Source organism: Streptomyces sp. NPDC058457 (assembly GCF_042720695.1).
Classification (GTDB): Bacteria; Actinomycetota; Actinomycetes; order Streptomycetales; family Streptomycetaceae; genus Streptomyces.
In genome coordinates, this window is sequence record NZ_JBHXLU010000036.1 from 53059 (window position 1) to 64343 (window position 11285).

The 11285-nt window shown below is 72.0% G+C and carries 11 protein-coding genes; 6 read left to right on the forward strand and 5 right to left on the reverse strand.

The genetic code is table 11. The annotated features are described in order from the left end of the window. Positions 1 to 274 precede the first annotated feature (274 nt). Both ACFWPS_RS26610 and ACFWPS_RS26615 read left to right on the forward strand, forming a co-directional pair. Entirely contained in the window at positions 275 to 1450 is a 1176-nt protein-coding gene (locus ACFWPS_RS26610; protein WP_383708751.1) for a cytochrome P450, read from the forward strand. A gap of 142 nt (positions 1451 to 1592) precedes the next feature. After that, positions 1593 to 2045, forward strand: a complete 453-nt coding sequence (locus ACFWPS_RS26615; protein ID WP_383708753.1) for an excalibur calcium-binding domain-containing protein — start codon at positions 1593 to 1595, stop codon at positions 2043 to 2045. 72 nt (positions 2046 to 2117) lie between these two features. On the opposite strand, the gene ACFWPS_RS26620 is transcribed toward ACFWPS_RS26615, so the two are convergent. Continuing rightward, the gene (locus ACFWPS_RS26620; RefSeq protein WP_383708755.1) at positions 2118 to 3452 is read right to left on the reverse strand and encodes an NAD-dependent succinate-semialdehyde dehydrogenase; all 1335 of its coding nucleotides are present in this window, start codon (positions 3450 to 3452) and stop codon (positions 2118 to 2120) included. Positions 3453 to 3883: 431 nt separating this feature from the next. Between ACFWPS_RS26620 and ACFWPS_RS26625 the strand changes: the two genes are divergently transcribed. From ACFWPS_RS26625 to ACFWPS_RS26635, 3 genes are all read left to right on the forward strand, one after another. Next, positions 3884 to 4006, forward strand: coding sequence for a hypothetical protein (locus tag ACFWPS_RS26625; protein ID WP_383708757.1), 123 nt, complete (start codon positions 3884 to 3886; stop codon positions 4004 to 4006). 80 nt (positions 4007 to 4086) lie between these two features. Further along, positions 4087 to 4710 carry a TetR/AcrR family transcriptional regulator gene (locus ACFWPS_RS26630; RefSeq protein ID WP_383708759.1) on the forward strand — a complete coding sequence of 208 codons (624 nt, stop codon included), beginning with the start codon at positions 4087 to 4089 and terminating at the stop codon, positions 4708 to 4710. A gap of 327 nt (positions 4711 to 5037) precedes the next feature. After that, positions 5038 to 5340 carry a DUF5959 family protein gene (locus ACFWPS_RS26635; protein ID WP_383708760.1) on the forward strand — a complete coding sequence of 101 codons (303 nt, stop codon included), beginning with the start codon at positions 5038 to 5040 and terminating at the stop codon, positions 5338 to 5340. Between the two features lie 280 nt (positions 5341 to 5620). Here the strand turns inward: ACFWPS_RS26635 and ACFWPS_RS26640 are convergent, their stop codons facing one another. After that, the gene (locus ACFWPS_RS26640) at positions 5621 to 6643 is read right to left on the reverse strand and encodes an ArsR/SmtB family transcription factor (RefSeq protein WP_383708762.1); all 1023 of its coding nucleotides are present in this window, start codon (positions 6641 to 6643) and stop codon (positions 5621 to 5623) included. A 45-nt stretch (positions 6644 to 6688) separates the two neighbouring features. Here ACFWPS_RS26640 and ACFWPS_RS26645 point away from each other — a divergent pair, with 45 nt between their 5' ends. Next, positions 6689 to 7939, forward strand: a complete 1251-nt coding sequence (locus ACFWPS_RS26645; protein WP_383708764.1) for an MFS transporter — start codon at positions 6689 to 6691, stop codon at positions 7937 to 7939. A 71-nt stretch (positions 7940 to 8010) separates the two neighbouring features. Here ACFWPS_RS26645 and ACFWPS_RS26650 read toward each other — a convergent pair whose 3' ends face one another. Genes ACFWPS_RS26650 through ACFWPS_RS26660 form a run of 3 tightly spaced genes read right to left on the reverse strand, consistent with a single transcriptional unit; the run spans position 8011 to position 11281 of the window. Continuing rightward, on the reverse strand, positions 8011 to 8805 hold the full coding sequence (locus tag ACFWPS_RS26650; RefSeq protein WP_383708766.1) for an N-acyl homoserine lactonase family protein: 795 nt from the start codon (positions 8803 to 8805) through the stop codon (positions 8011 to 8013). Between the two features lie 51 nt (positions 8806 to 8856). Continuing rightward, positions 8857 to 9828, reverse strand: coding sequence for a PDR/VanB family oxidoreductase (locus ACFWPS_RS26655; protein WP_383708768.1), 972 nt, complete (start codon positions 9826 to 9828; stop codon positions 8857 to 8859). After that, positions 9818 to 11281: a glutamine synthetase family protein gene (locus tag ACFWPS_RS26660; protein WP_383708770.1), complete on the reverse strand. Its 1464-nt coding sequence runs from the start codon at positions 11279 to 11281 to the stop codon at positions 9818 to 9820. The genes ACFWPS_RS26655 and ACFWPS_RS26660 overlap by 11 nt, the downstream gene beginning before the upstream one ends. Positions 11282 to 11285: the final 4 nt, after the last annotated feature.

Here is an 11285-nt window from a genome sequence, read left to right on the forward strand (position 1 = left end):
CATGCCGCCCGGCGTGGTCCGTCGTCACCGAGCCTGCCCGACGACACGGTCGAGGACGGCCGCCGGTTCGGCACCCCCCTCCGCGCCGGCCCGTACGATCCCGCCCTGAGGAGCGGGTGGGCGCGATGTCGGCCAGGGGGGCCAGGGCGACCCGAGGACGCACCCCGCTCGACTCCGTGGGCATACCGCGCGCCAGGGTCGGTGAACGGGCCGACGGGGCGCCGTGATTACGATGCCCCGTGAACCGTTTTCCTGCTCCCGGCCGGACAGCACGATGAGCACCGCCGACTCGTTCCCCCTCGGAGCCTCGACCACGCTCGCCGAACTCGCCCGGGATCCGCACCCACGCCTGGCACTGCTCCGCGCCCACGAGCCGGTGTCGTGGCTGCCCGAACTGAACGGCTGGCTGGTCACCCGCCGCGACCTCGCGCTGGACGTGATGAGGGACTCCGCCACCTTCACCGTGGACGACCCCCGCTTCACCACCGCCCAGGTCGTCGGACCGAGCATGCTGTCCCTGGACGGCGCCGCACACACCCGCCACCGCGAGCCCTTCACGGCCCCCTTCCGGCCCCGAAGGGTGCACGACAACTTCGCCGCGTTCATAGAACGGGAGACCGACCGCCTCATCGCCGCACTGGATCCCGAGGGCGCCACCGAACTGCGCCGCGCCTTCGCCGGACCGCTCGCGGTGGCCGTCGTCACCGACGCCCTCGGGCTCGCCGGGACGACCACCGACACGGTGCTCTCCTGGTACGACGCCATCGTACGGTCGGTCTCGGACATCACCGAGGGCCTGGCGGCCGGCCCGGCCGGTCCCGCCGCGTACGCACAACTGCGGGCCGCCGTCGAGGCGACCGTCGCCGACCCGCACGCCTCCTCGCTCCTCGTCTCGGCCGCCCAGCAACTGGACGTGCCCGAAGTGGCCTCCAACGCGGCGGTGCTGATGTTCGGCGGCATCGAGACGACCGAAGCGATGATCACCAACGCCCTGCTCCACCTGCTGCAGAACCCCGACCAACTCGCCTTGGTGGAGGCCGATTCCGGCCTGCTGGACGGAGCCGTCGAGGAGTCCCTGCGGCTGGAGCCCGGCGCGGCGGTGGTCGACCGCTACGCCACCCGCGACACCGTGCTCGGCCCGGCCGCCATCCGCCGCGGCGACCTGGTCAGCGTCTCTCTGACCGGCGCCAACCGAGACCCGGCCGTCTTCGCGGACCCGGACCGGTTCGACGTCCGGCGCGCCGAAGCCCGCCTTCAACTGGCCTTCGCCCACGGCCCGCACCACTGCCTCGCCGCCCACCTGGCGCGCCTGGAAACCCGCATCGCCCTCCAGCGTCTGATCGAACGCCTCCCCGGACTCCGCCTCGACCCAGAGCGGCCCGCCACGCCGTACGGCCTGGTCTTCCGCAAGCCGGCCGCCCTCCATGTGCTCTGGGATGTTCCGGCCTGACGATCCTCGACGGCCGAAGGCCGAAGTCCTGACGCAGGGCGCCGCGAGCATCCGTCACGGACAGGTGACTGCTGCCGCAAAGCCACTCCATCACCCCACCTGGCGGCTAACGTCAACGTTCACACAGAAACCAGGGGGGAAAATGAGCAACCCGTACAACATGCCACAACCCACAGGACGCATACCCAAGTGGGCTCGCAAAAGGGTCGTACTGCCCGCTCTCGCCGTGGCCTTCATCGTCGGAATTGTCGCCGGGGGGAGCGGCAGCGACGACAAGAAGGCCGTCGCGGACGACAAGCCCCGGCCCACCGCGACTGCCACGGTGACGGCGACGGAGACCGCCACGGAGACCGCCGCACCCGAGCCGGCGCCCACCGTCACCGAGACGAAAACGGTCAGGGTCAGGGTGACTGTCACCGCGGACTCGGCCGGCGGGGACTCTGTGAGTTCCGACGACGGCAGCGATGGCGGCGGCAGTACCTACTACGCCAACTGCACCGCCGCCCGCGCCGCCGGCGTCACCCCCCTCTACCGGGGCGACCCCGGATACGACTCGCACCTCGACCGGGACGGCGACGGCGTCGCCTGCGAATGACAGCGGCAAGCCCGCCCGGGGCAGGCCCGCCCGGCGGCACGGAACACGAGAAGGGCCTGCCACCGATGCGGCTCAGGCCACCGTGCGGATCAGCTTCTTGTTGGTGAACTCCTCGATGCCGAGTCGGCCGAGTTCCCGGCCGAAGCCGGAACGCTTCACCCCGCCGAAGGGCAGCTCGGCACCCTCCGCGCCGACACCGTTCACGAAGACCATGCCGGCCTCGATCCGGTCGGCGACCCGCGCGGCCTGCTCGGGGTCGGTGGTGAAGACGTAGGAACCGAGGCCGTAGGGGGTGTCGTTGGCGATCCGCACGGCCTCGTCCTCGTCGGCGGCCGGGAAGACCATCGCGACCGGTCCGAACAGCTCCTGGCGGGCTGCCGCGTGCTCGGTGCTCAGCCCGGTGAGCACGCCCGCCGGGAAGAACGCCCCCTGCCGCTCGCCGGAGCCGTGCAGGGTGGCGCCCTCCGCCACGGCCTCGCCGACCTGCCGGGCCAAGGTCTCGGCGGCGGCCGCCGAGGAGAGCGGCGCCCCGGTGGCGGAGCCGAGCAGCTTGGCCGTGAACCGCTCCACGAACGCGTCGTACAGGTCCGCCACCACCACGAACCTCTTGGCGGCGTTGCACGCCTGGCCGGTGTTGTCGAGGCGGGCGGCCACCGCGGAGTCGACCACGGCGTCCAGGTCGTCGGTGGACAGCACCACGAACGGGTCCGAACCGCCGAGTTCCAGGACGACCTTCTTGAGGTGCCGTCCCGCGATCTCGGCGACGGCGGCCCCGGCCCGCTCCGAGCCGGTGAGCGAGACGCCCTGCACCCGGGGGTCGGCGATCACGTCGGCGATCTGCTCGTTGGTCGCGTACACGTTGACGTACGCGCCTGCCGGGAAGCCCGCTTCGGCGAACAGTTGCTCCAGCAGCGCCGCAGTACCGGGACACTGCGGCGCGTGCTTGAGGACGATGGTGTTGCCGGCGGCCAGGTTGGGGGCGGCGAACCTGGCGACCTGGTAGGCCGGGAAGTTCCACGGCATGATGCCGAGCAGAACGCCCACCGGACCGCGCCGCACCACGGCGGTACCGGCGCCGGAGGTGACGTCGAGGGGCTCGTCCGCGAGGAACTCCTCGGCGTGGTCGGCGTAGTAGTGGTAGATGTCGACGCAGAAACCGATCTCGCCCTCCGCCTCGGTGAGTGGCTTGCCCATCTCCCGCACGATGCTCGCGGCGAGTTCGGCGCTGCGCTCGGCGTGCAGGTCGCCCAGCCGGCGCAGCAGCGCGGCACGTTCGGCCACGGAACCGGTCCGGCCCCAGACGCCGGCGGCATGGGCGGCGTCGACGGCCGCGGCGACCTCGGCGTCGGTGGCGGTCGGGTAGGTCTCGACGACCTCGCCGGTGGTCGGGTCGGTGACGGCGTACATGGTGTCTCCAGAGAGTGGGGGACAGAGGGGAAGCCGTGGATCGGGGTCCGAGCCGGCGGACCACACCGCGACCTCACGTGTGTCCAGGCCCGTCCCGGGGGCGGGACCGACGGCCGGGGAGAGTGGCGACGACATCACGAGGTCTTCCTTTCCTCGGCGTGGGGCGTCGGCGCCGGGTCGGCGAGCCTGGTCCTGGGCCCGAGGAAGGGCCTGACGGGCCTGGCTGGGGCGTGGTCGGACGTCCTGGCCACGGGCGGACGCCTCCGGTGACCGCGGACCACGGCGACAGCTCCGCGCGGACCACGGCGACGTGCGACTCCCCGAGGAAGACGACGGCCGTCGCCCAGCCGGCCAGGCCCACAGGGTTGGTCCCAGCGTCCCCCGGTGGCCGTACACGGCGAGGTCACCGCCCTCGGTGGGGAGTCGTTCACGTGGGTCTCCTGACGGTGCCGGCCGACGCGCCGGTCAGCCACACCCTGGCCCGCGGCGGTGCGGCCCGCGGTGACCGCCGAGGCTCGACGCGCACCGGCCGCTCCGTCGCCGCACCGCCCTGAGTGGCGGGTTCCGGCCGATCCTGGTTATTGGTCGGTTGAACAATTGCTTTATTGGTCGCCCACTCAATAGCATTCGCGGTATGACGTCAAGAGCTCCGGGCAGGCGCGTCCGCAAGGCGCCCGCCGAACGTCGCAACGAGATCGTCGCCACAGCGGCGCGGATCGGGCTCACCGAGGGCCTGGAGTGCGTCACCCTGCGCCGGGTCGCCGACGAGCTGGGCGTCCGGCCCGGACTCGTGGGCCACTACTTTCCGGCCGCGGACGAGTTGGTCGCCGAGGCGTTCACCCACGCCGCGATGGCGGAACTCGACGACCTGCTGCCGCAGGAGCCGGACGACCCTCTGCAGACCTTCCGGAGGTTCTTCGGTCTCACGTCGAGCGCCGACTTCGACGACGTCAGCAAGCTCTGGCTCAACGCACGGCACCTGTCGCGCTACCGCCCGGTGCTGCGCGAGCACGTCGTGGAGCAGGAACTGCGGTGGTGCCGGCGCCTGGAGGAGCTCATCACCGCCGGGACGGCGGCCGGGGTCTTCGCCTGCGCGGATCCCTGGGGCGCCGCCACCCGCATCCTGGTCGCGATCGACGGCGCCAGCGCCTACATCAACACGAGCGCAGACCGGCGCAGGACGCCCACGGCGGACATGCCGCGCACCGTGGCCGAGACCGAACTGGGCCTGAGACGCGGCATGTTGCTCACCCACTGAACTCTTCCGGGCACGGCCGACCGCCCGAGCCCGGCACGCCCCCCGCCCGCCGACCGCCTCCGCGCCTCGCACCCCCTACCCCGGTTCGCCCGACTGTTCACTGGGTTCGTCATCCGGCCCATCCGCGATGCGGCCCACCGGCTCGCCAGGTCCACCCGGTGACGCCGCCATCAGGCCCGAGCGCAGGCCGGCCATTGCCGCCGGCGAGACGCGAAGCGGACATGAAGCGGGTATCGCCGGGGCATCTCGACGGCCGGCCTCGCCGCCAGCCCGCCCGTCTGAAGCACGACGCCGCCGCGGTCTCGGGCCGACGGCGAGGGGCACCGGGTGAGGCCCGAGGGCCTCCGTCAACGCACGCCCGCGTCGGCTTCCAAGTTGGACAGCTGGTCCGACGCGCTGAACAGGCTCGATGCCGGCGAAGATGCCGCCTGGATGGAGATGAGCAGGGGGGCGTCCCTCTTCATCCGACTCACTGGCGAGCGTGGCTGTCCGGAGGTGGTCGTAGCGGACGAGTCGGGATCCATGGTCACCGTGCGCGTGCCCATCGACCTGCCCGACGACTGGATCGCCGACCATCGACAGCGTCTGCACCAGCTGACGAAGTACTGGGTTCCACTGCTCTCAGCGTAGAAAGGCAAGCCGCCGTCGGCAGACATCCAAGGGTGAGGAAAGCCTCGGGGATGTCGTCCCCTATCTCCTGGCGGGTCCGCAGGCGGCGGAACCAGTGCAGGTGGGCTAAGTCGCGCTCCGCAACCCGGCGTTGGGTGCCCGATCCGGAGCCGTGCTCGGTGCCGCAGTGGGCGATCACTGGTCCTTCGCGCTGCGCGAGGCGATTCGGGCTGTGCCGTTGGGCGTGATGCTGCCGGTCCGGCTGTGCAACCGGGCGGATCGGCAACATCGATCAGGCGAGTCAGCCGGGGTTCTCGGGTAGTTGTCCGTCGACCAAGGCGTGGCCCAGGGCGGTGCGCAGGGATGTGGTCTCTCGGCCGGTTCGTCTGCTGACCACGAGGCCGGCCGCCCGCAGGAGCGCCAGGTGCTGCGATACCGCGCCGGGAGTGATGCCGAGCTGCTCGGCGAGTTCGCCCACCGTCGCCGGACGTTCGAGTATCTGGAGCAGGCGGGCGCGGTTACGCCCCAGCACTGCCTGGAGTGCATTGCCCGATGAGGTGCGGGAGCGCTGCCACAGTGAGCCGAAGCCCCGGGCCGGGTAGCAGAGCGCGATCCGGTGCGGGGTGTATCTCAGGTAGACGTCGGGCCACACGAACGCGGAGGGCACGAACACCAGGTCGCGGTCGTTCGCGGGACGGGCGGTTGCCCGCGCCGGGTCACCGATCACGATCGAGCCGGCGACCCACCGGACCGAGTCGTGCAGCCGGGGCACCACGTAGGAGACGCCGAACTCCACCAGCTGTGCGGCGCGCCATTCGACGTCGCCTTCCAGTACGCCCGCGAGCCGCGGCCATATCGGTGTGATCAAGGCATCGTGACAAGCCGCGAGCCGTTCGCCGAGTCTCCGGCAGGTGTCCTCGGGCCGCTCTGCGGCCGCACGGACGGCCGCGGGGAGTTCGTCGTCACCGAAGGCAGACTCGAGGGCCGCGCGCACCCGCACGGCCGGAGTGGCGATCACGGCGTCGATCTCGGTGGCGATGGACACCGAACGCAGACCCGGTGTGACGACCAGGAATTCCGGCACTTCGGGTCCTGAGGTCAGCAGCCAGAGAAGGAGCCGGAACCACCGGTCGCCCCGCAGGTTCGTGAGCTGTTCGTCGGCCCAGGCCGTCCACCGCCCGTAGACGGCTTGGCGCCGGTGGCGGGCGAGAACGCGGAGCCCGGACACCGTCTCCCACAGCGGCGACACCGAGAACCGCGTTCCCTCGGCGACCTGGCCGGTGAGAGCGACAGATTGCTGCTGTGCACCCGACTGTTCAGCCACAGATGAAATGTAGGGACGACCGATGCTCTTCGCGACCATGCCCCTATGGGGAAAACCGCTGTACGACCATCGGCCTGGCGCGACTTGCAGGGCATCGCCCTGGGCGCATCCAGCGCGGAGGGGTTGCTGCTCACCGCCTTGCCGGTGATGGCCGTGACCGTCACCACCGACCCCAGGAGCGTCTCGCTGGTGACGGTCGCGAGCCAGGCACCGTGGCTGATCCTTCCCTTGGCCGTCGGGGTGGCCATCGACCACGTCCGCAGGTCAACGCTGCTCGGTGTCGCTTTGGGCATGCAGACGGCCGGATACCTGGGCCTCGTGGTGGCCGTCCTCACCGACACCGCGTCACTGCCGGTACTGATGGCCGTGGCATGCGTGGTCGTCGCAGGTCAAGTGGTCGGCGAAGGCACACGCGGAACCCTGGTGCCGTGGGCGGTGGGACCGGCCGGCCTGGACGCCGCGAACGCGCGGCTGCTGTTCATCGACGTGGGGGTCGTGCGTTTTCTGATCCCACCGCTGGCCGGCTTCCTCGCGGTCTGGCGCCCGGCCTCCGTCGGCTGGGCGGCGTTGGCCGCCGCAGCGGCGACCATGCTGCTCACGAAGCGGCTGCAGGCCCCCGCTGCCCGGTCCGCTGCCCCGCGCCTGCGCCCGGTCCACGAAGTCCGGCTGGGCCTGCGCTGTCTTGTCGGCAACCGGCTGCTCCGGTCGATCACGATCGAGGTCCTGGCCGCGTCGTTCGCCTGGTTCATGGGATACGCGACGCTTGCGCTCTATGTCGAGCAGATCCTCCATCTCGACCGCTGGTGGTACGGCGTACTGCTGGCCTGTACGGCCGCGGGCTTCGCCGCCGCGGCCCCGTTATGCGCCCGTCTCGTCGCCCGGCTCGGCTATCCCACGGCGATGCGCGCCGCGATCGTCGGCGAGGTCACCTGCAAGCTGCTGCTCGGGGTGATCCCGGCCCACTGGGCCGCCGTGGGGACCGTGCTGGCCATTCACTCGTTCGCGACATTCGTCTGGAACGTCGGCTCGCAGTCGAGCAGGCAACGGTTCACACCACCGGAGCTGCTGGGGCGGGTGCTGACAAGCCATCGGGCCCTCTCGTGGGGCGTCGCACCGCTCGGCGCTGCAGCGGGCGGCATCATCGCGGCGGCATGGGGCTACGACACCGTGTGGGCCGCCGCGGCCACCGTCCAGGCCGTAGGCGCCGCGCTGGTGTGGCGATGCCTCTCGGCTCGCGCATTCGACGAGGCCCGCCTCAGCCCCCTGAGCGAGGACGACCGCGTCAAGAGCCCGTGATCATATCCGTTGGCACGTGAAGACCGCTGTGCACCAAAGCTGTTGTACGAGTACGTGGGCCGCCGAGGGCGTCATGGCGCGAGGCGGCGGATGAACTCGGGCCAGATGACCGGGTCGTGCCCCGGAACCAGCTCGTACCCCTTCTCCTCCGCCAGCCGCTTGAGATGCCGGATGGGTTCCAGGGTCGCCTCCGCGAGGACGCCGATCGACGTGCCGGCGGGGCGCTCCTCGACGATGTTCTCGGTCAGGTCGGCGGCGTCGCAGGCGAACACGTACCCGCCGCCGTCGGCGAGGTCCACCACGAAACTCTGATGGCCGGGGGTGTGTCCGGCGGTCAGGACTGCCGTGACGCCCGGTGCGATCTCCCGGTCGCCGTCGGCGAGCCGCCAGTCGATGCGGGGGTCGTCGAAGTCCACCCGGAAGATCGTCTCGCGCTCCACCCCGGGCCGTCCCGACAGCCCGAACTCCAGCTCGGCGCGCTGGATGTGCACGGGCACCCGGCCCGCGAAATGCTTCAGCCCACCGGCGTGGTCGGCGTGCAGATGACTGACGGCGACGGCCGTGATGTCCTCCATCGAGAGTCCGACGGCGGTCACCGCTTCCGGCAGCGGCTCACCGGGACCGGGAAGTTCCGGCTGGTAGGAGGGGGAGGGGTAGTAGCGCCGGCGCAGCGCGGGGTCGCGCAGCAGGGCCGTGTTGAATCCGGTGTCCAGCAGCAGCCACCCCTCCTCGGTCTCCAGCAGCACCCCCGGCACGGGCTCCCGCACCCGTTCCCCGTACGGCGCGCCGTGCACCGACACCGATCTGGGCAGGTCCTCCCAGCCGAGGAGAAGGGGCAGGACGCGCCGTACACCGCGTCGGGTCATAGTGCTCCGTCCGTCGTCGGGGAGTTCGGGGAGTTCGGGGATCCGGGGGATTCAGAGGTCGAGTTCGAGGAGGGGCGTGGCGGCGCGGCTGACGCAGATCATCATCGTCCTGGCGGTCGCCCGTTCCTCGGGCGCGAGCACCGAGTCCCGGTGGTCGGGGGTGCCCGCCAGGACGGGCGTCTCACAGCTGCCGCAGTAGCCCTCCTCGCAGGAGTAGGGCACGTCCGGCACTCGGTCCCGGACGACCTCCAGCACCGACCGGTCCGCAGGCACCGCCAGCCGCAGCCCCGACCGGCGCAGCACGACGTCGAACCGCCCCCGTTCCGTGTCCTGCGGCGCGTCGGCGGCCGGGCCGAACCGCTCGATGTGCAGGGGACGCGGCGGTACGGCCGTCCGGCACAGCTCGGCCACCGCGTCCAGCATCGCCGCGGGCCCGCACGCGTATACGGCGTGGCCGGGCGGGGCGGCGGCGAGTTCCGCGGCGAGGTCGGGCAGGCCCGCCTCGTCCTGGGGGACCAGCCGGACCTGGTCGCCGCCGAGCGCCGTCAGTTCCTCGGCGTAGACGAGCCGGGAGCGGTCCCGGGCGCCCAGGACGAGCCGCCACGGCAGATCACCGGCGGCCAGCGCCCGGGCCATCGGCAGCAGCGGGGTCACGCCGATGCCGCCGGCCAGCAGGAGGTACCCGGGGGCGGGGAGCAACGGGAACCGGTTGACCGGTCCGTCGACCGTCAGTTCCCGGCCGACGAGTGCCGTTCCGTGGAGCTCCCGGGAGCCGCCCCGGCTGTCCGGCGCGCGGCGCACGGCGACCGTCCAGACGGCGCGCTCCCGCGGATCCCCGCACAGCGAGTAGGAGCGCCGCAGGCCGGAGGGCAGGGTCAGCTCCACATGGGCGCCGGGCTCCCACGGGGGCAGCGGCAGCCCGTCCCGCCGGGTCAACCGCAGCTCGACGACGTCCTCGGCGATCCAGCGGACCTGGCGGACCAGAAGGCGCGCGGAGTCCCGAGCGCGCAGGTCAGAAGACACGGAAGTACTCCCGTTGTTCCCAGTCGGTGACCTCCTGGTCGAAGCGGGCGATCTCGGCCCGCTTGACGCTCGTGTAGTAGGCCACGAAGTCCTTGCTCAGCCGGTCGGTAAGCTCCCGGTCGCCGTCCAGCGCGTCGAGCGCCTCGCCGAGGGAGCGGGGCAACGGCTCCGCCCGGGTCGCGTACGGCTCGTCGGCCGCCGGACCCGGGTCCAGACCGCGCGCCACTCCGTCCAGACCGGCCGCGAGCTGGGAGGCGAGATAGAGATAGGGGTTGGCGGCCGGTTCCCCGATGCGGTTCTCCAGCCGGGAGGACGACGGACCGTCACCCAGCACCCGCACCATCGCGCCCCGGTTGTCCCGCCCCCACACCGCGCGGTCGGGCGCCAGCGACAGCGACCGGAATCGCTTGAAACCGTTGAGGGTGGGCGTCGACAGCGCGCTGGTGGCCCGCGCGTGGCGCAGCAGCCCGCCCAGGAAGGCGTTGCCGTACGGCGACAGCCCCGGCCCGCCGACGACAGGACCGGCACCGGCATCGGTCCCGGCCCGCGCATCGGCCTCCGGGGCGAAGACGCCCACGTCGCCGCGGACCATGCTCTGGTGCAGGTGCCAGCCGCTGGAGAACACCCCGGGCAGATGGGGCCGGCACATGAAGGTCGCGTGGTGGCCGTGGCGCGCGGCGACCTGCTTGACGGCGCTGCGCAGCAGCACCATCGCGTCCGCCGTGCCCAGTCCGTCGGCGGGCCGCAGGGTCAACTCGACCTGGCTCGGCCCGAACTCGACCTCCAGGGTGCGCAGCGGCAGCCCCAGCTCTTCGAGCGTGCCGCGCAACACGTCGAGCATCGGGTCGAGTTCGTCGTAGCGCAGCTCGCTCAGGTACTGGTAGCCGTGGTTGAGCATGCCCACCTCGGGTGCCGCGCCCGGCTGACCCAGGTCGGCCGCACCCAGTCTGGGATCGTCCAGCCGGAACAGGTGGAACTCCACCTCCAGGCCCGTGCGGTAGGTGAGCCCGTCCGCCTGCGCCAGCACCGAGCGCAGCAGCCCGCGCGTGCACAGCGGGACCGGGGCACCGGAGGTGAACCGCAGGTCGCACAGCAGCCAGCCGGTGCCCGGCGACCACGGCAGCATCCGGAAGGTGAGCGGGTCGGGCACCATCACCATGTCGGCCGCGCCGCGCAGTTCGGGCAGCCCGAGCGGGGTCTCCCGGGTGAACAGCGGGAACACGGTACGGCCCGAGGTGTCCTTGGCCAGCAGGGACGAGGCGATGCCGGTGCCCTCGCGCAGCACGGCGGGCACCTCGGAGGCGGTGACGGTCTTGCCGCGCAGCAGCCCGTGCTGGTCGGCGAAGACCACCCGCACCACCTTCAGCCCGCCGCCCGCGGCACGGTCGCGGATCTCCTCGGCGGCGGCCGACTGCCCGGCCGTCCACCCCGCGTGACGCTCGACGAAGTCCACCGCG

Coding starts and splice junctions, on each gene's coding strand:
- ACFWPS_RS26615 (WP_383708753.1), top strand. CDS start 1,593: ATGAGCAACCCGTACAACATGCCACAACCCACAGGACGCATACCCAAG.
- ACFWPS_RS26630 (WP_383708759.1), top strand. CDS start 4,087: ATGACGTCAAGAGCTCCGGGCAGGCGCGTCCGCAAGGCGCCCGCCGAA.
- ACFWPS_RS26620 (WP_383708755.1), bottom strand. CDS start 3,452: ATGTACGCCGTCACCGACCCGACCACCGGCGAGGTCGTCGAGACCTAC.
- ACFWPS_RS26645 (WP_383708764.1), top strand. CDS start 6,689: ATGGGGAAAACCGCTGTACGACCATCGGCCTGGCGCGACTTGCAGGGC.
- ACFWPS_RS26610 (WP_383708751.1), top strand. CDS start 275: ATGAGCACCGCCGACTCGTTCCCCCTCGGAGCCTCGACCACGCTCGCC.
- ACFWPS_RS26650 (WP_383708766.1), bottom strand. CDS start 8,805: ATGACCCGACGCGGTGTACGGCGCGTCCTGCCCCTTCTCCTCGGCTGG.